The sequence below is a fragment of the Bradyrhizobium neotropicale genome (genome assembly GCF_001641695.1).
Taxonomy (GTDB): Bacteria; Pseudomonadota; Alphaproteobacteria; order Rhizobiales; family Xanthobacteraceae; genus Bradyrhizobium; species Bradyrhizobium neotropicale.
Map to the genome: position 1 here is coordinate 128,972 of NZ_LSEF01000080.1, position 18,551 is coordinate 147,522.

The following is an 18,551-nucleotide window of genomic DNA, read 5'->3' on the forward strand; positions in this document are numbered from 1 at the left end:
CGGCCTCGCTCAGACGTAGCGGTTGACCAGGGATTCCAGATATTCCTGCCGTCCCGAGCGCGGCTGCGGGTCGAAGCCGGGCTTAAGCGCACGATCGGCAAGGTCGGCCAGCGAACGCTCGCCGCCGAGAATGGCGCGGCCCTCGCTGCTTGCCCATCCGTCGTAGCGCTCGACAAGCGGCGCCGTGAGCGCGCCGGCATCAAGCATGTCGGCGGCGGCGAGGAACGCGCGCGCGCAGGCATCCATCGAGCCGACATGGGCATGGATCAGGTCATCGGGATCGATCGACTGGCGCCTGATCTTGGCGTCGAAATTGAGCCCGCCCGAGGTGAAGCCGCCACGGTTCAGGATCTCGTGGAACACCAGGGCCAGCTCGGGCACGTTCATCGCGAACTGATCGGTGTCCCAGCCGAGCAGATCGTCGCCGCGGTTGATGTCGAGCGAGCCGAAGACGCCGAGCGCCTCGGCCAGCGCGACCTCGTGATGGAAGGAATGGCCGGCGAGGATGGCGTGGTTCTGCTCGATGTTGAGCTTGACGTCCTTCAGCAGATCGTAGCGCTGCAGGAAGCCGTAACAGGTGGCAACGTCGAAATCATATTGATGCTTGGTCGGCTCCTTCGGCTTGGGCTCGATCAGGATCGGGCCCTTGAAGCCGATCTTGTGCTTGTGCTCGACGACCAGCGACACGAAGCGGCCGAGCTGATCGAGCTCGCGCTCGAGGTCGGTGTTCAGCAGCGTCTCGTAGCCCTCGCGCCCGCCCCACAGCACATAGTTCTGGCCACCGAGCCGGTGCGTCACTTCCAGCGCGGCGCGGACCTGGCCTGCAGCATAGGTGAAGACATCGGGGTCCGGATTGGTCGCTGCGCCCGCCATGTAGCGGCGATGTGTGAACAGGTTGGCCGTGCCCCAGAGCAGCCGCACCTTGGCTGAAGCCATCTTCGCTTCGAACAGATCGGCGATCGCGTTGAGGTTGGCGACGGATTCTGCGAGCGAGGCGCCTTCCGGCGCGGCATCGACGTCATGGAAGGTGAAGAAGGGCACGTCGAGCAGGCGGAACAGCTCGAAGGCGACGTCTGCCTTGGCGCGCGCCTGCGCCATCGGATCGGTGCCGCGATGCCAGGGGCGCAGGAACGTCTCGCCGCCGAAGGGATCGCCGCCAGGCCAGCACAACGAATGCCAGTAGCAGACCGCAAAACGAAGATGATCCTCGAGCCGGCGGCCATGCACGACGCGATCCTTGTCGTACCAGCGGAAGGCGGGCGCCTGTCCGGCATCCTTGCCGGCAAAGGCGACGGGTGCGCTTGCATCGAAGAATTTGGCTGATGCGTTCACTTAAAGCTCCTTCAACGCGGGATAAAGATCGCGCCAACGACGATAGGCATCGTGGTAGGCGCTGGTCGTCGATGCGCGGGGGGCGAGGGTCGCAAGCCGCCGCGGACGCGTGCAGACCTCTGCGGGGTCCTCGCCGGTGGCGGCGAGCCGGCCGAGCCGCGCGGCGCCGAGCGCCGCCCCCACCTCGCCTTCCTCGACGCGGTGGACGGGAATGCCGAGTACGTCGGCGCAGATCTGCGCCCAGAGCGGCGAGCGCGAGCCGCCGCCGACGAGATCGACCTCCGCAATCGGCGCGCTCGCGCCGCTCAGCGCCGCCAGATTGTCGCGCGCGGCGAAGGCGACGCCTTCGAGCACGGCCTGAACGATCTGGGAGCGTCCGGTCGCGCCGCGCAAGCCGACGAAGGCTCCGCTGGCGGCAGCGTCATTGTGCGGTGTGCGCTCACCGTCGAGATAGGGCAGGAATTTTATGGGGCTCGGCCCGTCGACGCGCTCGCCGAGGGGCGCGAGCAACGCGGCGGCCGGCGTCTCCATCACGCCGGAGAGCCAGGCGAGCGAGGCCGCCGCCGACAGCATCACGCCCATCTGGTGCCATACACCAGGCAGCGCGTGGCAGAAGGCGTGGACCGCCGAGGCCGGCGCCGGCGCGAACCGGTCGGTGACGCGGAACACGACGCCGGAGGTACCGAGCGACAGGAAGGCATCGCCGGGGGCTATCGCGCCGAGTCCGATGGCGCTTGCCGCGCAGTCACCGGCCCCGCCGGCAACCACGACATTCCCTGCCATGCCCCAGCGCTGCGCCAATTCCGGCGCGAGCATCGCACTCGCTTCGCTGCCTTCGACGAGGCGCGGCATGTGATCGAGATCGAGGCCGGTGGCCCGCAACAGCTCGGCTGACCAGCGGCGCTGGCCGACATCGAGCCAGAGCGTGCCCGCGGCGTCCGACATGTCCTCGATCATCTCGCCCGTGAGGCGATAGCGCACATAGGCCTTCGGCAGCAGCACCTTTGCGACGCGCGCGAAAATGTCGGGCTCGTTTCGCGCGACCCAGAGCAGCTTTGGCGCGGTGAAGCCTGGCATCGCCAGATTGCCGGCGATGGCGTGCAGCGACGGACAGCGCCGCTCGAGCTCGACGCATTCGGCATGCGAGCGGCCGTCGTTCCAGAGGATGGCCGGGCGCAGCGGCCGTCCGTCCGCGCCGAGCAGCGTCGCACCATGCATCTGGCCGGACAGACCGATGCCGCGCACCTGCGCGACCTCGCGCGGATAGTGAGCTGCGAGATCGTCGACCGCGCCGATCGCGGCATTGACCCAGGCGTCCGGATCCTGCTCGGACCACAGCGGCGCGGGATGCGACAGCGAAAGTTCGCGCGCCGCCGTTGCGACGATCGCGCCGGCCGGGTTCACGAGCACCGCCTTCACACCGGACGTGCCGATGTCCATTCCGAGATACACGCCATCCTCCCTTTCAGCTCCGTCGCGGCCTGCGAACTTGCGTCGCCTCTTCCGCAACAGGCCTTCTCGAATCTCGACCTGCCGTTGGCCCTTCGTTCGACCTTTTGACCTACGGCAGATTGTCCCGCATCACGATGTCGATCCTGATCTTTTCCTGTTCACGCAGAATCGGCTCGCCACGGGCGAGCGCGAGCAGCACGCGCACGGCGGCGCGCGCCTCATGTCCCGGATTCTGCGAAATCGCGGCATCCATCACGCCCTGCAGCAGCAGCCGGCGCGTCAGCACCGTGACGTCGTGGCCAACGAACACCACCTGCTTCTCGCGGCCGGCATTGCTCAACGCCCTGGCGACGCCTGGCGTGCCGGCACCGACATTGTAAAGACCAACAATGTCAGCATGCCGGCCGAACAGCCGCGCCAAAGCCTGTTCCGAGCGATCGTCGTCGTCGCGTCCTTCCAGCACCGGCAGCACGTCAAGCCTGGGGAATTCCGAGGCCATCACCTGGTTGAAGCCGAAGATGCGCTCGGCATGGTCGCGCAGGCCCTGCGAGCCCGCGACGATCGCCACTTTACCGGACTTTTGGCCGGCGAGCCGCCCGACCAGCGCGCCGGCGGTGCGGCCGGCGGCGATGTTGTCGATGCCGACATAATGGTGGCGGCGCGAGGACGGCACGTCCGAGACGAGCGTCACCACCTTGGTGCCGGCCTCGACGAGATCGTCGATCGCGGCGCGGACGCTCGGATGGTCCAGCGCCACCACCGCGACGCCGTCATAATCGCCCGACAGCGCCTCCAGTGAGGCGGCGAGCACGGACGGATCGAACACGTCGGTCGCAACCACTTCGACGCTGAGGCGGCGGGCCGAGAGCCAGGCCGACATCTCGTCGAGATAGGCCTGAATCTGCTGCATGAACAGGTTCGGCCCTGTCGGCATCACGAAGGCAAAGCGGCGGGCCCGCGCGCGCGCAAGCTCAGCGGCACCCACATGGGGTTGGAACGCATTGCGCGCGATCGCCTCCTTGACGCGCCGGACCGTGTCCGGCCGCACGCCCGGACGGTTGTGCAGGACGCGATCCACCGTGGCGAGGCTGACACCCGCCTGGCGGGCGATGTCCTTCAGCGTCAGCGCGGGGGTGGCGACCGTGTCAGTCGCTGTGTCCGTGTCCTGGTCCATGGCTGAAGGCTAGCAGAGGCATTTTGAGGTACGCAACTCATTTTGAGGGGCCGGCCGATGCTTTCGAGTGCCGGTTGTGCGTCGCACGTCGCCCGGCGAGGCCCTAGCGACCGGTCAGGTCGAGCGTCAGGAACACGCTGTTGGGGTCCTCGACATAGCCCTCGAACGGGCCGCAGGGCACGAAGCCGTGCGCACGGTAGAGCGCATGCGCGGGCTTGAAATGGTCCCACGAGCCGGTCTCGAGGCTGAGCCGCTTGAGGCCGCGCGCGCGGGCCTCGGCGATGAGGTGGCCGAGCATCTGGCCCGCAAACCCGCGCCGTCGCGCCACTTGCAGCGTGTGCATCGACTTCACCTCGCCATGATCGGCCGAAAGCGTCTTCAGCGCGCCCACGGCAACGAGCGTCTCGCCGTCCCAGCCGGTCCAGAACGCGATGTCGGGCGCACGAAGCCCGGAGAGATCGAGCGCGTGCGCGCTGCCCGGCGCGGTCTGCGCCCGCACCGTCGCGACGTGATGATCGAGCATCGCGATCACGCGCGGATCGTAGGTGTCGCCGGTGCCAATCTGCATCGTCACGGCTTCACCTCGGTCGCAAGCCGCCGCTGCATGAAGACGAGATCGAGCCAGCGGCCGAACTTGCAGCCGACCTCCGGCATCCGCGCGACCTCAACAAAGCCGAGCGAGGCATGCAGCGCGATCGAGGCGGCGTTGGCGGCCTCGATGCCGGCGATCATGCTGTGCTTGTCGAGCGCGGTGGCGCGCTCGATCAGCGCGGCGACGAGGCTGCGGCCGATGCCACTCCTGTGGTGCTGCTCATCGACATAGACGGAATTTTCGACGGTGTGGCGATAGCCGGGCCAGGGACGGAAATCGCCGAACGAGGCGAAGCCGACGACATCCCTGCCCTTCATCGCGACCAGCACGGGATAGCCAGCCTTCTGCCGCGCAGAGATCCAGTCGCGCCGCGAGGCAAGATCGGCCGGGCCGTCGGTCCAGACCGCCGTGGTGTTGAGCGCGGCAAAATTGTAGATGGCGAGGATGTCGGCGGCATCCTCGAGCGTGGCGTCCCGCACGATCAGCGACATCACATCTTCCCGTAAGAGGTACCGCGCCGCACGATGATGATGTAGCGCGCGTCCTGCCTGGTTTCGTTCTCGAAAATCACCGAGCGCATCACGTCGAAGTCGAGGCAGTCGCCCTCGCGCAAGCGCACCGTCTTGGCGTCGATGTGCACGGCGATCGCACCCTCCAGCATCAGGAGCTGCTGGGTGAAGGCATTACGGCCCCAGGGGCTGTACGGCACCCGCGCGCCGGCCGGCAGGTCGACGACGATGATCTCGATACCGCTCGCCGCATCCGTCGGCGAAGCATGGCGCCGGCGATAGCCGCTCTCGGGATCGCGCCAGTGCGGCTGGTCTGCGAGCCGCACCAGCCGCTCCGGCGGCTTCTCGGCGAGCGCGACCACGTCGCTCAAGGACACGTCGAGCGCGGCGCAAAGCTTTCCCAGCAGCGAAGCGGTCGCGCTGCTCTGCGCCCGCTCCACCCGCCCGATCATCGCGCGGCTCACGCCAGAGCGCGCGGCGAGTTCATTCAGCGTCATGCCCGCATGCGTCCTGAGAGTCTTCAAGCGGCGACCGATCGCCCTGTCGAGCTTTTGCTGGTCCATTCTCGTTGGTCCTGGCCTTCATCCGAACATCGCCCGGCAACCGGACCGCACCTGCCGGGCGAGAGGAGCTTAGGCGGGAAGCGCGGTGAATGCCGGGACCGGTAGACTAATATATTAGAATCTCGCTGGCGCATGATTTTGGCTCCAGGACGAGACGCAGATCTGGCGGAAAGGAAATTCGTGCCTCTTCGACATTGAGGTTTCCAATGCGTTTGACTTCAGCCTTGTCGTGAAAGCCTGAAGTGCCCCACTTGTGAGGCGCCATCCTCCTTGCGAACCGCCAACGAACGCCGATGTAATCCCAAAGCGCCATCATGGAGCCGGCCATGCAGCCGAAATTCCGCACCATCGTCACCCGCCTGCTCGCCGGCGCATGTCTCCTCTGTGCAACGAACGCGGCCGCGACGGCGGCATCGCTGAGCACCGTCTACAAGACGATCGCGAATGCGCGCTTCGTCGATCTGACCCACAGTTTCGGAACGGACACACCGGTCTGGTCCGGATTCGGCCAGGCCAAGATGACGCCGGCCGTCGATCCCACAACCAAGCGGCCCTACGACATCGCGCATGACGGCTTTCGAGCCACCTATTACGAGATGGTCGGACAATACGGCACGCATGTCGATCCGCCCGCGCATTTCGACGAGCACGGGACCACGATGGACAAGATTCCGCTGAAGCAGATGATCCTGCCGCTCATCGTGCTCGACGACACGCCCTATCTCGTCAAGGATCCCAACCACGCATTCTCGCTGGACGACTTACATGCATGGGAGCACAAGAACGGCCGTGTGCCGGAAGGCGCATTCGTCGCACTGCGGACCGACATGTCCAAGGACTGGGAGAGCAATCCGGATCGCTTCAAGCGCAGCCCATTTCCCGCCTGGAAGCTCGAGACCCTCAAATTCCTGTACGAGCAGCGCCACGTCACCGCGACCGGTCACGAGTCCATGGATACGGACATCACCGACAAGATGGATTCAGAGACCTATATCCTGAAGAGCGGTCACTATCAGATCGAGGTCATGGCAAATCTCGATCAGGTCCCCGCCAAGGGCGCCCTGATCGTCGTGAGCTGGCCGAAGGTCAAGGACGGCCTGGGCTTCCCCGCCCGCGCCTTCGCCATCGTGCCGTGATTTCGATCGATGCTCGTCCGCCGAGCGGCGAAGCTTTGGAGCGGGCGGAGGGAATCGAACCCTCGTATGCAGCTTGGGAAGCTCGACGTCTATCAGGCATATCAAGAGCTTGGCTACAAAACTAGCGCTAACCGCCCTCAATGCCGTCAATGGGTTTGAGGCGCGATACAAAACCAGTGGGCGCGCGCCGGAGTCTGTGTGGCGGCCGCACCTGATCGAGACCGCGAGCACCTATGTCAAGGTGCGGAAGCGAGCTGACGATGCCTGATCGAAATCACCACATAAGCAAACGCGCTTTCGCAGAGCGCGGAGACCAAAGGAGACCATTCCCATGCACCAGCTATCGATGAAGGAAGGACTCGGTAATGCCGCCGGAAAAGCCGAAAGGCCGCCCCTCGAGTGAGGAAGCGGCCTCTGGCGCGATCGAGCTCGACCTTGCGGAGTTGGGCGGCCCGCGGTCACCATCCCAGAAAGTGACGGCGCGCGCCCGCGGGAGTGGAACGTAACCGATTTTATTGGATGCGCCGGAGCAACAACGTGCAGGACAGGCGCGGTGACGGTCCCATCATGAACAAGATGCGAGACCTCGCCGCTTGGGGCAGCGATTTCGTCACCGCGCTCGAGAATGCCACCGGGACCGCGCCGCCACCCGCGAAGGATGAAGACAGCAAGCTGGCCGACGAACTCGGCGCCAAAGATATCAAGGCTATGGAGAAGGCGCCGGCCGAGAAGCTTGCCGCGGGGGAGACCGCGCCATGAGCGAGCGCAAGGTCTGAACGTGTCGCCGAATTCCGTCGCCGGCATCCGGGCGTCTCGGCCGAGGAAGCGAGGCGTGTTTGGCGACGCGGTCTGGCTGTTGACTAGGAGGTAGACACGCCGATCAGCGCGCGACATCGTGCTCCAGCGCCACGCGCGCGCCGGGCGGCAAGCGATCGAGGGCGACATCGTTCCCTTGTAAGCTTGCCGTCAGCACATTCGTATCAAAGACGCACCTACGTCTTATTTTGAACACGCCAAATACGAATCCTAGTTTTTCTCGATTAGATTTCATTTTGATAATCTGCGCGTGGTCTTATGAAGACGTTTCTGATCATCGTCGGCATGTGGCTGCTGATCAACGCGCTTTTCGTCGTCGTGATGACCCCGCCGCGAAAGGCGGGCAAATCCAACCCGGCTGGCCTCGCTTCTGCGCCGGCCGACCAGAACAGCGACCAAGCTGATGAAGATAAAGTATCGATCCGGTATACCATCATTGCGGTCGCATTAAGCGCCTTCTATTCATTGACGCCGCCATTGATCGAAGCTGCCGGGTCGATCAGACAAATGATCAAGAAGCGTCGAAAGGACGCGTAGTAAGAGGCCCGCAGAATCCCGGCGTGGCGCTACCGCCGCTTCAATCGCATGATCCGCCGCGCTGGCGAGCCCGCTGACGCGCGCTCTTCTTCCGGCACCGGAGATAGCCGGCCGCTCGAAATAACGCATCACACCCAGCGGCACACGCGGCGCGGGGGGTATAATCGCGCCGGATCGCGTTGAAGAAGGAAGCCGCGAGCCCCTAGACTCCCAACACATCGACGTTCTGCCGGCTGAGGTGGGGCTTTGCAGGCCAGCAGCACCAGAGGCAGGTCAAGCTCTTGTGATGAAAGTGCACCAAAAGCCGGGGAAACTGGTGCACCTATGGCCCGTGGAAATGGTGCAGACTTCCATCGCCGGCAGAACCGGCGCGGCTTTCGCAGGGTCGCCAAGGGAGACCGTCAATCTTTGGAGACTAACCATGTCAAAAGCCACTGCAATCCCATCGCCCGCCATCACCTTTGCCGGCTCAGACTTTGCACAATACAGGTTCGACGTTTCCGGCCGTACAATCGAGATCGAGCGCGACCAAGCCGTGCGGCTCGCCATCGCGATCCTTGCTGTGCGAACCGTGCTCACCGAGCAGCATGAGACCTTGAAGCAGCTCGCCTCCGCGCTCTGATCGCACCGACAACAACACAGTGGCCCGCCGGATCAGCAGAGGGTGCTACGAAGCAGCACTCCGACCGCTAACCGGCGGGCCTACCGCGCTGGCGTAACGCTGATTAGTCCTCGTCGTCGTCCCAGCCAGAAACGGGTCGGTAGTCGTGATCGCAATGGCGATGGCGGGGCGCGTAATACCCTTCGTCATAGCCGCTAGAATAGTGGCGCGGGGCTGAGTAGTAGGTGCCGCCATACGCGGGGTAGCGGTAGGAACGGTACGCCGGCGCGGGCTCATACGCCTGCGCGTCCGATGCCAACGCGCTGCCGACGAGAGTCCCGACAACCAAGCCGCCGATCAGGGCGGCGTTGCGGCCGTCGTGCGCTTGAGCGGGCGCAGAGCCGACGAATATCGTCGCGGTGACGGCGATCGCGGCGACGCTGGCTGAGAGAGCTTTATTGAGCGAAATCATTGTCCCCTCCACTCCATGATGTATGTGGTGATCGCGTTCTACATCGCGCGCTTTGAAGCAATGCTGAACCCGCCGTTTATCAGCTGTTCACCCTTAAGGGAGTGGCTGGCCGTCGAGCGCATCGCCGCCGCGCTCTGACACGATCTCGGGTATCCACCAACAAATGGCCCGGCATCTCGCCGGGCCATTTACTTTTGTGGCGGATAACCTCGTGTGCGGTATCCACCTCGAATGACGTTAGTTCCGCTTGCCCGGTGTTGAGCGAAGCAAGATCATCTCTGGCGACATGCTTGCTGCTTCGCACGAGGATTCCATGAAGCCATTGAATTTGAGAGCTCCCCAAGACGTCCGCGACCACCTCCAGTCTTGGGCTGAGAGAAATTGCACATCCATGACGGCCGAGCTGATCAGATCGATCAGGGAGCGTGCCGAGCGGGAGAAGACGGCCGAGTACAAGCCATTCATGGCCGCTCTCAATGCCGAGCGCGAGGAGCGCGAGAAGGCGGTGCAGAGATGAGCGACGGCCTTATCAACGAGCTACAAACCGAGGCACGCGAGCGGTCCAAACTCGCCTACGAGAACCTTGTCGCCAACGGCAAGCTATTCACCGGCATCACGCGCCCGAAGGGCTTTCGCCAGATGGCGCGCAAGTCTTGCTTCCGCAACGCTCAACGCCTCGCCATTGCTGGACGCGCTGCCTATGTTGAAGGGCTTTGCCTTAGTAGTCGCTCGGGGATCGCTTTCGCGCACGGCTGGCTGACGATTGATGGTCAACACGCCGTAGATGTCACACTGCCGGACGCGGAAGGCTACGCATATTTCGGTATTACCTTCGATAACACTGTTCTGGCCAAGGCCGTGCTCAGGGCGGCGTGCTACAAGAGTCTTCTTGGCCTCGACCCCATAATGGATGTCCCGCCGCAGTTGGCGAAGGCGATCGAGACCACCTGATGTCTCGCGCCCGCCAGCACTTCCGCCGGACCGACCTCGCCAAGACCGTCAAGACTCTAGTGGACGCGGGCTTGCCGGCTGGCGTCCAGATCAGGATCACGGCGGAGGGGGATGTTCTTGTTTCCTGCATTGGCCGGGAGCAGGATGGCGCCGCCGCCGAGCTGGACCGAGAGCTCGCGGAATTCGAGGCTCGCCATGCAGATTAACCTCAAGGGCATCGCGAAGCGACCTGCGGATCGTCCAATTCGACCGTCCGGAGAAGATTCGCCCGGTCATTCGCCGCTGGCGCAATCGGTGGGCCGCTACACCGCGCACCGCCGACTACGGTATGCAGGTTCTCTCGCGCGTGCTGGCGCATGCCGTCGAGCTGGGCAAGATCGCCGGCAACCCGTGCGAGGGCATCGCGCACCTCTACAGCAACGATCGCTCCGAAATCATCTGGACCGACTCCGACATCGCGCACATCAAGCAGACCTGCTCGGCCGTGATCGCCCACGCAGTCGACCTCGCCGCGCATACTGGCTTGCGGCTCGGTGACTTGGTGAAGCTCTCATGGTCTCATGTCGGAGACGACGCGATCATCCTCACCACCGGCAAAAGCAAGCACAAGCGGGAGGCGATCATCCCGCTTTACGGTGCACTGCGCGAGGTTCTCGCGCGCATCCCTAAGCGGGCAACCACGATCCTCACGAGCACCAAGCGACGACCCTGGACAGTCGACGGGTTCGGAAGCTCATTCAACAAGGCCAAGATCGACGCCGAGATGTCGGAGCGGGATCTGCACTTCAACGACCTACGCGGAACTGCGGCGACCAAGTTCTACGTCGCCGGCTTCACCATGCGCGAGATCGCCGAAACGCTCGCATGGGAGGAGGAGTCGGTCGAGAAGATCATCCGCAGATACGTCGGGCGGAACGCCGCCATCAAGGCGCGGATCAGGAAGCTGGAGGCCAGAGAGTGAACAGACTCTGCAAAACCACCTGCAAAACCTTCCAGCCGAGTCCTGCTAAGTGCTGGAGCGGGCGAAGGGAATCGAACCCTCGTATGCAGCTTGGGAAGCTGCCGTTCTACCATTGAACTACGCCCGCGGTGCGCGCTCTTCACGCCCCACCTGATTAGCCGAGACGGCGGCTCGCGCCAAGCGGTTTGGCGCACTTGGCCTCACGCTTCTTAACTTGTTGGCAAGATTCCAGGTGCGCCGGATTGTGGCGGTGTTATGGTCGCACGGTTGGGGAAACGTAGTGTGAGTGGGGCGTGCGCATGGTGGGGCGTGCTTACGCGATATTCGACACGGCCATAGGCCGCTGCGGCATCGTCTGGAGCAATATCGGCGTGATCGCCGTGCAATTGCCGGAGGCGCGGGAGATCGACACCCGCCGCCGGATTTTCCAGGTCCATCCCGAGGCGCGCGAGCAGCGGCCGTCCGACAACGCCGAGCTGGCGATCGAGGGCATTGCGGCGCTGCTGCAGGGCGGCGACCCCGATTTTTCCGACGTCAGCCTGGACGCCGGCGGCATGCCCGCCTTCCACCGGCGCGTCTATGAATTCGCCTGCAGCATCCCGCGCGGGGAGACGCGCACCTATCTCGAAGTTGCCAAAGCGCTCGGGGCCTCCGGCGCCACGCATTCGGTGGCGCAGGCGATCGCGAAAAATCCCTACATGATCATCGTGCCCTGCCACCGGGTGCTGGAAGCCGGCAACTACACCGACCGGCTCTCGCCTTACGGCGGGGTGATCTCCAAGCGGCGGCTGCTCGCGCTGGAAGGCGCCCACCCCGTCGCCAGCAAGACGCTGTTCGAGGTGCTGCTGCCTGTTGCCCCACCGCGGGCGAGCTGAAGCGCGATTTTGATCGCGCCTCGGCCCACTTTTTTGGGCATGATCTTATCGGAAAACCGCTACACACTTTTCCGGATCATGCCTAGATAAGGTGGATGGAAGCGACCCGTCTGCTGACGACACAATCCATGACCGTCTCCGAGTTTCGCTGCGATGCGGGACCGGATGACAAGCCGTTTGCGGAGTGCCGCACCGGTCATTCCATCGCCTATGTCCGCTCGGGCAGCTTTGGCTGCCATTGCCGCGCCGGCTTCTTCGAGCTGGTGGCGGGCTCGGTGCTGGTCGGCGCCCCCGGCGACGAATACACCTGCACGCATGAACACGTCTGCGGCGACGTCTGCCTGTCCTTCTTCCTCAGCGAGGACCTCGTCGACGCGCTCGGCGGGCGGCGCGAGATCTGGCAGGTCGGCGCGACGCCGCCGCTGCCGGAGCTGATGGTTCTCGGCGAACTGGCCCAGACGGCAGCAGATGGCAACAGCGATATCGGCCTCGACGAGGTCGGCCAGATCTTTGCCGGCCGCTTTGTCGATGTGGTCTCGGGCAAGACGCGCAAGCAGGCCACACCGACCGCGCGCGACCGCCGCCGCGCGGTCGAAGCCGCGCTGTGGATCGACGAGAACTCGCACGCCGAGGTCGACCTGGAACAGGCCGCGCGGCAGGCGGGATTGAGTCCCTTCCATTTCCTGCGGCTGTTCTCGGCCGTGCTCGGCGTCACCCCGCATCAATACCTGGTGCGCTCGCGGCTGCGGCATGCGGCGCGCCTGCTGACCGATGACGAGATCGCGGTCACCGATATCGCCTATGACGTCGGCTTCGGCGATCTCTCCAACTTCGTCCGCACCTTCCACCGCGCCGCCGGCGTGTCGCCGACGAAGTTCCGCCAGGCCTCGCGCGGCGACCGCAAGATTTTCCAAGAGCAGCTTGCCCTCAACTGAATAGGTTTGTCTCCGGCGCGCGCCATTCGCGGCGCGCTTTGCAATGGAGACGATCATGTACGACCACATCGGATTACGCGTTGCCGATCTCGACGCCAGCATGCGCTTCTACACCGCAGTGCTGGCCCCGCTCGGCTACGTCCTGTGCTCGAACGGCGACGGCTATGCGGGCTTCGGGCCGAAGGGCGAGCCCGCGCTCTGGCTGCATCTGAACAAGGGACGCAAAGCCGACGGCGCCCACATCGCCTTCCGCGCCAAGGACCACGACGCCGTCAAGACCTTCCACAGCGAGGGCCTGAAGAGTGGCGGCCGCGACAATGGCGGCGCCGGGCCGCGCAGGGATTACAGCCCGACCTACTACGCCGCGTTCCTCATCGATCCCGACGGCAACAATGTCGAGGCGGTTTGTACGTGACGGACCGGTAGGGTGGGCAAAGCGAAGCGTGCCCACCAATTGCGCGCGACAACGTCGATGAATGGTGGGCACGGCGCCTTGCGCCTTTGCCCACCCTACTCTCTACCGCAAATTCAAGGACACCCCATGGCCTCCATCCACAACGACATTCCCCTCAATGCCTCCGCGCGCGATGTCTGGGACGCGGTGCGCGATTTCGGCGCGCTGCATGAGCGGCTGGTGCCGGGCTTCGTGACCGCCTGCACGCTCGACGGCGAGGTGCGCGTCGTCACCTTCGCCAACGGCTCGGTGGCGCGCGAGGTGCTCGTCGATTGCGACGATGCCCGGCAGCGCCTGGTCTATGCGATCAACAACGAGCGGCTGGAGCATTACAGCGCCTCGGTGCAGGTGATCGCCGAGGGCGAAGCCAAGAGCCGTCTCGTCTGGATCATCGACATGCTGCCCAACGAGCTTGCGGCTTACGTGCAGGGGCAGACCAAGGAGGCGGTGATCGCCATGCACAAGGCGTTTCCGTCTGCGGCCTAGCGGCGGCTCTGTGATTTTTCTCACAGAGTTCACCCCTGCTCGCCCGTAACCATTCTCGCGTGCGTCCGGTTGGCTCTGCTCTTCCGGCGGAGCTGCGCACGCGAGGAGCATGCCATGAGAGGTGCGGACAAGGTGATCTGCCAGGCGGCTGCCGTGCTGCTGCTGCTATCGATCGCGAGCTCGCCAGCGAAGGCGCAGTTCGCAGGCTCCAGTGGAAGCGCCGGAGGCGAGGACATGATGACCCAGATGGCGCCGATGCTGGAGATGATGAAGGCGAAGATGGGCAAGCGCCGCTTCGCCATGCTGATGCGGACCATGGGCCCGATGATGAGCCGCATGATGGAGAACGGCGGCGGGCTCGGTGGCATGACCGGCGGCCTTGGCGGCGCGAATTTCGGCGGCGGTTTCGGTGCGCCCAACTATGGCGGCTACGCGTCGATGGGCGGCACCATGCCGACCGGCATGGGATTTGGCGGCGGCGACATCATGGGCATGCTGGGCGGCGCCGGCGGCGGCGACATGATGGCAATGATTCCGCAACTGATGCGGCTCGCCAATGTCGGCGGCGGTGGCGGCCATCGCCGCCACAGGCATCGCTGAATCGCGGCGACGTACAGCCGCCGCGCCAAGCGTAGATGCGGCCGCCGATATCAGATCCGATCGTCGATCAGGACGCCGGAAAGCGACGGGTCGCTTGCCTTCGCCGGGTCGCCTGGTCGCGTCGCGCTGTAGGTCGAATCCGCGAGCGAGTTCTTTAGCGACTGAAGAAATTGTTCAAGCAGGTCCGTCGCCGAGTTGCTGCTCGACGGACTATCCGTGCCGTTGGCCGCAGAAGATCCGTTTGCATGCGACATGTCGCTCGATCCTGTCGTGCTGGAAGAGGTCGAATCCGTGAGCTGGCCTTTCAGCGAATCGAGAAATTGTTGAAGCAGGTCCACCACCGAACTGCCGCTGGATGAACGCGCCGTGCCGTTGGCGGGAGCAGGCCCGCCGGCTGGCGGCGGCCCACCTGCTTCACCCGGTCCGCCGGCTCCATCCGGTCCATGGGACAACGCGGCCTTGAAGATACCTTGCAGCTCGGTTGCCTGCTGGTCGGTCAGCTTGCCGGCCGAAACTTCCTGCTGGATGAGATCATCGATCTTCGACTTGAAGGCCTCAGGCGATGATTTGCTACCGCTGGACTGATCGGTCGCACTGCTTGATTGCAACGAGGAGTCAATGTCGCTGAGCGCTGACGCCAGCGCCGACTGATCGGACGAATTGATCGCGCCGGAGCTCACTTCCGCTTGCAGTTCATCTTGCAATCGTTTCAACGGCGATGCGTGGTGGTGGTGGGAGAGCGCCGAAATCGAGGTCATGGTGGCTTTCCGTGCTTTTGGTGGACTCGCCGCGACGTTGTCCCCAAGAGCTGGCGCGGAGCCTTCGGCAAGAGCCGTTCCGGTTGCCCGATATTGCCAATGAGCGACGGGAAACATTCAGAAACAAAAATTCTGGCGGGCGCGTCCTAGTCCGCTGCGGCCGAAAGAGCCGGCCTGATTGCGGACTTGCCCTCGCGCGGCCCCCAGCGCGTCAGCACCACGCTGGAGCAGGAGAGCAGGCCGAGCACGACCATCGAGCTTGCCGCAAGCCAGAAGAAGCCTTGCGCGGTGGCATCATGCGTCGACAGCCACCAGCCGCAGCTCGCGATGTAAACGAGCCGCGCGGTCTGCGCCAGCACCGGGCCGATCACCTTGGCCGCGCCCTGCGACGAGAAATACATCGTCGAGGCAAGGCCGATGAAGGCGTAGAACGGCGCCACCGTCGACAGATATTGGTGGCTGGTCGCACGCACGGCCGCGCTGTCGGTGAAGATGTTGACCCAGAGATCGGGGAAGAGCGCCACGAGGCATGCCGGCGCGCCGACGGCAACGAAGGCCGACGCTCCCGCGATCCAGGCGATGCGCCGGGCGCGCGCGATGCGGCCGGCACCGACCGCCATGCCGATCATCGGCACCGAGGCGATCCCGAACGAGAACCCGATCGAGGTCAGCAGGAATTCGAGCCGCGCGCCGATGCCATAGCCGGCGAGGATCGCGGTGCCGAACTTCGCCAGCATGTGGGTGAAGATCGCGATCGTCAGCACCGATTGCAGCGGCGAGAAACAGGCGATGGCGCCGACCTTCAGGATGTCGAAGAACATCGCCCATTGCACGCGCAAGCCGCGCAGCTTCGGCACGACACGGGCGCGGCCGGAGAACAGGTACCAGCCCATCACGCCGATGTTCATCGTATAGGCGATCAGCGCGCCGGCCGCGACGCCGCGCATGCCGAGTTGCGGCACCGGCCCGAGCCCGAGGCCAAGCGTGCCGCCGAGCACGACCTGCCAGACCGCGGAGTTGAGGATCAGCAGCGAGGGCAGCTTCATGTTGCCGGTGCCGCGCAGCACGCCCGCCATGGTGTTGAGCAGCCAGGGCAGCACGGCGCCGCCGAAGAACACCTGCGTGTAAGCGATCGCATGCGCGAGCACCGCGCCGCGGCCGCCGAGCAATTCGAGGAGGCGCGGCCCGAAGATCAGCATGCCCAGCATGAAGACGAGACCGAAGCTGACGCCGATCAGCAGCGCATGCGCGGCGAGCGTGCCGGCGCGCTCGCGATCGCCGGCGCCGAGTGCGCGCGCGATGGCGGAGGCCACCGCGCCGCCCATGGCGCCGCCCGACATCGTCATGGTCAGGATGACTGTCGGAAACACCAGCGCCATCGCAGCGAGTGCCTCGACGCCGAGCCGGCCGATATAGGAGGTCTCCGCGATCACCACGCAAGTGCCGGCCGACAGCGCGACCACGTTCGGCCAGGCGAGGCTGAGCAGCGTGCGCAGAATCGGTCCGTCGGTCAGTGCGCTCCTCACCGGCCGCGAAGGCGGCGGCAGCGGACGCTCTTGTTCATCGACCGGGATTTCGGCGATGTCGGACATTTCCTCTCCGGGGCCCGAACGCCAACCAGGGCGCGGCAATGACTAGCTGTGCCAATGAATATCTTCGCGTCAAAGGCGCGGTAGGCACTTGTTAGCACGGCCGGCACCGATTCCTCCTGCGCCGGACGCAGGCGTGCCCTGCGGCAGCGCATTTCAGCGGGTGGAATTACTCGATCGTCCACATCAGCGGCGGACGACCGCCCGCTGGCGCGCGCATGTGCACGCCGATATGGCGGCCGCAGCCGGCGGCCAGTCCCTCGAACAAGCCCTCCAGCACCTTGGCGCACGCGGGATGATAATCGGCGACATCGTCCATCAGCTTCCAGCTCTGCTGACGGATTTCGAATGTGCCTTCGGAGCTCGTCATCTCGGCGGCATCGTCCTGCGCGGTGAACAGCGCCTGCAGGAACGATGCGAACTCGCCCGCACCACCGCGGCCCGCCGACAGCGCGGAGGCGACCTCGTCAAAGGACTGCATGCCGATCAGCTTGCCGGTGAGGTGCAGCAGATAGCTCGCATCCTCCGGCCCGAACAATTGCACCATCACGGGCGCCGCGGTGCGCACATATTCCATGGCGTAGTTGCGATAGGCCTTTTCCAGCCGCGGCTTCGGCCAGCTCGCGACGGGCAGCGCCGGCGCGGTCTTCGCATCGAACAGCGGCGCTTCCAGATGCCGCGCGAATACGAGGCGCTGATCGAGCTCGAGCGGATGATCGTATTGGTAGTAGTAGCCCTCTAACCCGTCCTGACCGTCGACGCTCTGCTTGGTGCAGACGAAGCCGAGGCGGAGATCGCCGAGCGCGACGCCGTTATTGGCGTGCCAGCCGCGCAGCATCGCACGCGACACCTCGCCCGGCACGCCGCAGATCGCCGTGCCCTTCCAGATCCAGCGCGGCGGCGGATAGCGGATCCAGGCCTTGGCGTCGCTCTCGTACATGTATTCGACATGCACGCCGCCGATCCAGTTGGAGAGATAGTGATATTGCGCGGCCGCCACCGCCGGCGGCAGGTGACTGATGCCGAGCTTCTTCAACCCCGGCAGGAAGCGCTCCTGCTGCTGGCGGCGGAACACGCGGAAGACGAATTCGGCGGCATCCGCCGTGCCGCGCCGCGTCACCACCGTGAGGATCAGCCCAGTGAAATAGGCATGGTAGAGATCGGCGACGGCGCGCCAGCGTTTCCACTGAGCCTCCTGCGCGGAGTCCAACGTGACGGCCATGTTCACTCCCGATCGTTGTTTTGATCGAGTGTGTCACTGCACCCCGTGACAGGCAACCTGACGCTCATGCAGGCCGCTCTGCACAGAGGCTCACCAATTCCGTATCACGAATTTTGCGTCGCCTTGGCGGCACGCTCGCGCTCGACCCGTTCGGTGACATCACGCGCCATCGCGACCGATCCCTGCACGATCCCACCGGCATCGCGCACCAGCGCGAAGGTCATCTCGATGTAGAGCCTGCGCCCGCTCTTGTGCAACGCGCGGGTCAGCGTCGGTCGACCCGCAAGCTTCATGGTGCCACTCGCAATCGCGGTCTCGAAGCCTTTCCAATGCGCGGCGCGCAAATGCTCGGGAACGATCAGATCGAGATTTTGGCCAAGCGCTTCGTCCGCGGAGAAGCCGAACAGCGCGCTCGATGCACGATTCCAGCGCACGATCGTGCCGGAGCGATCCGAGTAGATCAGCGCGTCGGCGGCGTCTTCGAGGATCTTTGCGTCCAGTTCGGGTTGATTACTCATCTCGTCACCTCGCGCGAA

General features: G+C 64.8%; 23 protein-coding genes, 1 tRNA gene and 1 pseudogene. 12 read left to right on the top strand and 13 right to left on the bottom strand.

All coding sequences use genetic code 11. From position 1 onward, the window contains the following. Positions 1 to 9: 9 nt before the first annotated feature. The 6 genes from xylA to AXW67_RS25830 all read right to left on the bottom strand — a co-directional run bounded on the left by xylA (position 10) and on the right by AXW67_RS25830 (position 5,622). Positions 10 to 1,332: a xylose isomerase gene (gene xylA / locus AXW67_RS25805; RefSeq protein ID WP_063680134.1), complete on the bottom strand. Its 1,323-nt coding sequence runs from the start codon at positions 1,330 to 1,332 to the stop codon at positions 10 to 12. After that, on the bottom strand, positions 1,333 to 2,784 hold the full coding sequence (gene xylB, locus AXW67_RS25810) for a xylulokinase (RefSeq protein WP_063680136.1): 1,452 nt from the start codon (positions 2,782 to 2,784) through the stop codon (positions 1,333 to 1,335). It lies immediately after the preceding gene. A gap of 109 nt (positions 2,785 to 2,893) precedes the next feature. Next, the gene (locus tag AXW67_RS25815) at positions 2,894 to 3,958 is read right to left on the bottom strand and encodes a LacI family DNA-binding transcriptional regulator (protein WP_063680138.1); all 1,065 of its coding nucleotides are present in this window, start codon (positions 3,956 to 3,958) and stop codon (positions 2,894 to 2,896) included. 103 nt (positions 3,959 to 4,061) lie between these two features. Beyond that, entirely contained in the window at positions 4,062 to 4,526 is a 465-nt protein-coding gene (locus AXW67_RS25820) for a GNAT family N-acetyltransferase (RefSeq protein ID WP_063680139.1), read from the bottom strand. Between the two features lie 2 nt (positions 4,527 to 4,528). Then, on the bottom strand, positions 4,529 to 5,041 hold the full coding sequence (locus AXW67_RS25825) for a GNAT family N-acetyltransferase (protein ID WP_082908050.1): 513 nt from the start codon (positions 5,039 to 5,041) through the stop codon (positions 4,529 to 4,531). Beyond that, positions 5,041 to 5,622: a helix-turn-helix domain-containing protein gene (locus AXW67_RS25830; protein ID WP_027549745.1), complete on the bottom strand. Its 582-nt coding sequence runs from the start codon at positions 5,620 to 5,622 to the stop codon at positions 5,041 to 5,043. The genes AXW67_RS25825 and AXW67_RS25830 overlap by 1 nt, the downstream gene beginning before the upstream one ends. 326 nt (positions 5,623 to 5,948) lie before the next feature. Here AXW67_RS25830 and AXW67_RS25835 point away from each other — a divergent pair, with 326 nt between their 5' ends. The 4 genes from AXW67_RS25835 to AXW67_RS25850 all read left to right on the top strand — a co-directional run bounded on the left by AXW67_RS25835 (position 5,949) and on the right by AXW67_RS25850 (position 8,733). After that, a complete protein-coding gene (locus AXW67_RS25835; protein WP_063680210.1) occupies positions 5,949 to 6,758 on the top strand; it encodes a cyclase family protein in 810 nt (269 codons plus the stop codon). Between the two features lie 519 nt (positions 6,759 to 7,277). Next, positions 7,278 to 7,517 carry a hypothetical protein gene (locus tag AXW67_RS25840; RefSeq protein ID WP_063680141.1) on the top strand — a complete coding sequence of 80 codons (240 nt, stop codon included), beginning with the start codon at positions 7,278 to 7,280 and terminating at the stop codon, positions 7,515 to 7,517. A gap of 315 nt (positions 7,518 to 7,832) precedes the next feature. Beyond that, positions 7,833 to 8,111 (top strand): hypothetical protein, encoded by a 279-nt coding sequence (locus tag AXW67_RS25845; RefSeq protein WP_063680143.1) that lies wholly within the window; start codon positions 7,833 to 7,835, stop codon positions 8,109 to 8,111. A 421-nt stretch (positions 8,112 to 8,532) separates the two neighbouring features. Next, positions 8,533 to 8,733 carry a hypothetical protein gene (locus tag AXW67_RS25850; protein WP_063680146.1) on the top strand — a complete coding sequence of 67 codons (201 nt, stop codon included), beginning with the start codon at positions 8,533 to 8,535 and terminating at the stop codon, positions 8,731 to 8,733. 103 nt (positions 8,734 to 8,836) lie between these two features. Here the strand turns inward: AXW67_RS25850 and AXW67_RS25855 are convergent, their stop codons facing one another. Beyond that, the gene (locus AXW67_RS25855) at positions 8,837 to 9,184 is read right to left on the bottom strand and encodes a hypothetical protein (RefSeq protein ID WP_063680147.1); all 348 of its coding nucleotides are present in this window, start codon (positions 9,182 to 9,184) and stop codon (positions 8,837 to 8,839) included. Between the two features lie 313 nt (positions 9,185 to 9,497). On the opposite strand from AXW67_RS25855, the gene AXW67_RS44785 reads away from it, so the two are divergent. Continuing rightward, positions 9,498 to 9,701, top strand: coding sequence for an Arc family DNA-binding protein (locus tag AXW67_RS44785; protein WP_161491289.1), 204 nt, complete (start codon positions 9,498 to 9,500; stop codon positions 9,699 to 9,701). Next, positions 9,698 to 10,135, top strand: coding sequence for a hypothetical protein (locus AXW67_RS25865; RefSeq protein ID WP_063680150.1), 438 nt, complete (start codon positions 9,698 to 9,700; stop codon positions 10,133 to 10,135). Before AXW67_RS44785 ends, AXW67_RS25865 begins: the two co-directional genes overlap by 4 nt. Before the next feature lie 56 nt (positions 10,136 to 10,191). Here AXW67_RS25865 and AXW67_RS44330 read toward each other — a convergent pair whose 3' ends face one another. Next, complete coding sequence (locus AXW67_RS44330) at positions 10,192 to 10,332, bottom strand: hypothetical protein (protein WP_245315725.1); 141 nt, start codon at positions 10,330 to 10,332, stop codon at positions 10,192 to 10,194. A 29-nt stretch (positions 10,333 to 10,361) separates the two neighbouring features. Between AXW67_RS44330 and AXW67_RS40880 the strand changes: the two are divergent. After that, a pseudogene (locus AXW67_RS40880) lies at positions 10,362 to 11,096 on the top strand (tyrosine-type recombinase/integrase); the annotation flags it as partial. 53 nt (positions 11,097 to 11,149) lie between these two features. Here the strand turns inward: AXW67_RS40880 and AXW67_RS25880 are convergent. After that, positions 11,150 to 11,223: transfer RNA gene (locus AXW67_RS25880), tRNA-Gly, on the bottom strand. 172 nt (positions 11,224 to 11,395) lie between these two features. On the opposite strand from AXW67_RS25880, the gene AXW67_RS25885 reads away from it, so the two are divergent. The 5 genes from AXW67_RS25885 to AXW67_RS25905 all read left to right on the top strand — a co-directional run bounded on the left by AXW67_RS25885 (position 11,396) and on the right by AXW67_RS25905 (position 14,446). Further along, on the top strand, positions 11,396 to 11,971 hold the full coding sequence (locus tag AXW67_RS25885) for a methylated-DNA--[protein]-cysteine S-methyltransferase (protein WP_063680156.1): 576 nt from the start codon (positions 11,396 to 11,398) through the stop codon (positions 11,969 to 11,971). A gap of 95 nt (positions 11,972 to 12,066) precedes the next feature. Beyond that, complete coding sequence (locus tag AXW67_RS25890; protein ID WP_063680157.1) at positions 12,067 to 12,906, top strand: helix-turn-helix transcriptional regulator; 840 nt, start codon at positions 12,067 to 12,069, stop codon at positions 12,904 to 12,906. Positions 12,907 to 12,961: 55 nt separating this feature from the next. Beyond that, positions 12,962 to 13,321, top strand: a complete 360-nt coding sequence (locus AXW67_RS25895) for a VOC family protein (protein WP_027549749.1) — start codon at positions 12,962 to 12,964, stop codon at positions 13,319 to 13,321. A gap of 126 nt (positions 13,322 to 13,447) precedes the next feature. After that, positions 13,448 to 13,846 carry an SRPBCC family protein gene (locus tag AXW67_RS25900; RefSeq protein ID WP_063680159.1) on the top strand — a complete coding sequence of 133 codons (399 nt, stop codon included), beginning with the start codon at positions 13,448 to 13,450 and terminating at the stop codon, positions 13,844 to 13,846. A gap of 114 nt (positions 13,847 to 13,960) precedes the next feature. After that, the gene (locus AXW67_RS25905) at positions 13,961 to 14,446 is read left to right on the top strand and encodes a hypothetical protein (RefSeq protein ID WP_063680211.1); all 486 of its coding nucleotides are present in this window, start codon (positions 13,961 to 13,963) and stop codon (positions 14,444 to 14,446) included. A gap of 50 nt (positions 14,447 to 14,496) precedes the next feature. Here AXW67_RS25905 and AXW67_RS25910 read toward each other — a convergent pair whose 3' ends face one another. The 4 genes from AXW67_RS25910 to AXW67_RS25925 form a co-directional block, all read right to left on the bottom strand. After that, positions 14,497 to 15,204 carry a hypothetical protein gene (locus tag AXW67_RS25910; RefSeq protein ID WP_063680161.1) on the bottom strand — a complete coding sequence of 236 codons (708 nt, stop codon included), beginning with the start codon at positions 15,202 to 15,204 and terminating at the stop codon, positions 14,497 to 14,499. A gap of 146 nt (positions 15,205 to 15,350) precedes the next feature. Beyond that, positions 15,351 to 16,796: an MATE family efflux transporter gene (locus tag AXW67_RS25915; RefSeq protein ID WP_063680166.1), complete on the bottom strand. Its 1,446-nt coding sequence runs from the start codon at positions 16,794 to 16,796 to the stop codon at positions 15,351 to 15,353. Between the two features lie 166 nt (positions 16,797 to 16,962). Continuing rightward, positions 16,963 to 18,015, bottom strand: coding sequence for a hypothetical protein (locus AXW67_RS25920; protein WP_063680168.1), 1,053 nt, complete (start codon positions 18,013 to 18,015; stop codon positions 16,963 to 16,965). 104 nt (positions 18,016 to 18,119) lie between these two features. Next, on the bottom strand, positions 18,120 to 18,533 hold the full coding sequence (locus tag AXW67_RS25925) for a PAS domain S-box protein (RefSeq protein WP_063680170.1): 414 nt from the start codon (positions 18,531 to 18,533) through the stop codon (positions 18,120 to 18,122). Positions 18,534 to 18,551: the final 18 nt, after the last annotated feature.